Below are 2,296 nucleotides of genomic sequence, written 5' to 3'. Positions count from 1 at the left end.
TGCGCGCAGGCTGTCAATACTGCGACGACCAGGCTGGAAACAATCAGAGGACGGCGCATGACGGAGCTCCTCAGAACAGGCTCGGCAGCGTCATCGAAAGCTGCGGGACGAATGTGATGAACATCAGCGCGACGATCAACGCGCCATAGAACGGCCAGATCGTTTTCACCGCCTCGTCGACCGGCACTTTGCCAACAGCCGAGCCGACGAACAGGACCGAGCCAACCGGCGGCGTCACAAGACCGATGCCGAGATTGAGCATCATGATGATCCCGAAATGCACTGGATCGACGCCGACCTGGGTGACGACAGGCAAGAGGATCGGCGTGGTAATGACGATCAGCGGCGACATGTCCATGAAGGTGCCGAGCACGAGCAGGATCACGTTGACGATGAGCAGGACCAGGATCGGATTGTCGGTCGCCGCGGTGATGAGTTCGGCGAGCCGTGTCGGCGCTTCGAGGATAGCGAGCGCATAGCCGAACGCACTGGCCGCGCCGATGATGAGCAGCACCATCGCAGTGATCTTGACCGACTGCATCGACGCCTCAACGAACCGCGTCCAGCCGAGCGTGCGATAGACGAGCGCGCCGACGGCGATCGTGTAGATGACGGCGATGGCGGAAGATTCGGTTGCGGTGAAGATGCCCGACAGGATGCCGCCCATGATAATTATGGCGGTCAGCAGGCCGGGTATGGCGAACAGCAGCGCGCGCAGGAATTTGACCCAGCCGGGAAACTCGCCGCGCGGATAGTTGCGTTTCACAGCAACGATCCAGGCGACGACCATGAGCAGGATCGCGGTCAGCACGCCGGGCACGATCCCCGCGAGAAACAGGTCACCAATCGACACGCCAATGCCGGACGAGGCCGAATAGATGATCATGTTGTGGGAGGGCGGGATGAGCAGGCCGACAATCGCGCCGGTCACCGTGACGTTGACGGTATAGTCGCCGTCATAGCCCTTTTCGCGCATCAGCGGCATCAGGGTCGAGCCCATGGCCGACGCGCTCGCAATGGCCGAACCGGACACCGCGCCGAACAGCGTCGATGCGCCAATATTCACCGGACCGAGCCCGCCGCGCGCCCGCCCGAAAGCGGCTTCGGCGACCTGCACCAGCCTCTGAGCGATGCCCGACCGGTACATAAGGTCACCGGCGAAAATGAAGAACGGAATGGCCATGAGCGTGAACACGCTGAACCCCGCAGCCATGCGCTGGAAGGCGACGACCAGAGGCAGATCAAGCGCGAGGAAGCAGGCGATCGAGGCGGCCAGCAGCGAGAAGGCCACCGGAACGCCGATCGCAAGACAGACGATCAGGACTGTGATGAGGACGATCAGCTCCATCGTGGATCCTCCTCGTCTTCAACCTGGTCGCCGTCGGCTTCCTCGAACATCCGTTCCAGGGCAAAGACAACGATCAGGACACCGGCAATCGGCAGGCCAGCATAGGCGAGGCCGCGCGGCAGGCCGAGGGACGGGATTGTGTGCTCCCAGGTGCGGATCACGAGTTCTCCGCCCCAGATGGCCATGGCAAGCCCGCAGGCCGCAACGACAAGGTCGGCGCAGATGCGCATGGCGCGCCGTGGCCTCGGCTGGAGCGTGTTTTCAAGGGCGACGATGCGGATGTGGAAGCCTTCGCGCACGCCTGCCGCAGCGGCGAGCGAAACATACCAGATCATCAAGGTCAGAGCGGCCTGCTCGGACCAGGACGGGCTTGAGTTGAGCACATACCGGCCAAACACCTGCCAGCCGACGATCAGCGTCATGGCGACCAGCCCGGCGGCGGCGACCTTGACCAGCGTATCGGCGGCCACATGGGTAAATTGAGCGAACGCTTTTCTCATGATCCCCCTCCCATCTCTTCGCCAAGCGCGACTGTGCGCTCGACGAGGTCTTTGTGTTGCGGCGTGGTGATGAAGCGCTCCCAGACCGGCTGCATGAGCGCCTGGAAGGCTGAAAGGTCTGCGACTTCATTGACCTCGACACCCGCTGCGAGAAGCCGGCTCTTGGCGCCCTCGACACGCTCCTTCCACAGCGCCCGCATGACAGGCACGGAGCGGCGGGCGGCGCTTTTCACGAGCACGCGATCCGCCTCGGATAGCTTGCGCCAGCGGCTGAGCGACATGACGAGGATTTCCGGCGCCATGACGTGCCGCGTCAGGCTGTAATAGGGCGCGGCCTCGAAGTGGCGGCCGCTTTCATAGGACGGCCAATTATTCTCCGCCCCGTCGATCACGCCCTGAACCAGCGATTGGTAAACCTCGCCGAGCGACATCGGCGTTGCGTCGGCGC

3 protein-coding genes are annotated in these 2,296 nt (G+C 63.3%); all 3 read right to left on the bottom strand.

Going from position 1 to position 2,296, the window contains the following annotated elements:
• Positions 1-70 precede the first annotated feature (70 nt).
• On the bottom strand, positions 71-1,348 hold the full coding sequence (locus tag WA989_RS03605) for a TRAP transporter large permease (RefSeq protein WP_424339152.1): 1,278 nt from the start codon (positions 1,346-1,348) through the stop codon (positions 71-73).
• Positions 1,339-1,848 (bottom strand): TRAP transporter small permease, encoded by a 510-nt coding sequence (locus tag WA989_RS03600; RefSeq protein ID WP_424339151.1) that lies wholly within the window; start codon positions 1,846-1,848, stop codon positions 1,339-1,341. Before WA989_RS03600 ends, WA989_RS03605 begins: the two co-directional genes overlap by 10 nt.
• Positions 1,845-2,296: TRAP transporter substrate-binding protein DctP (gene dctP, locus WA989_RS03595; RefSeq protein WP_424339150.1), on the bottom strand; the 452-nt coding region annotated here is incomplete at its 5' end. The genes dctP and WA989_RS03600, both read right to left, overlap by 4 nt.

The sequence above is a fragment of the Henriciella sp. genome (assembly GCF_049649345.1).
Taxonomy (GTDB): domain Bacteria; phylum Pseudomonadota; class Alphaproteobacteria; order Caulobacterales; family Hyphomonadaceae; genus Henriciella.
This window is presented reverse-complemented; position numbering and strand designations above follow the sequence as displayed.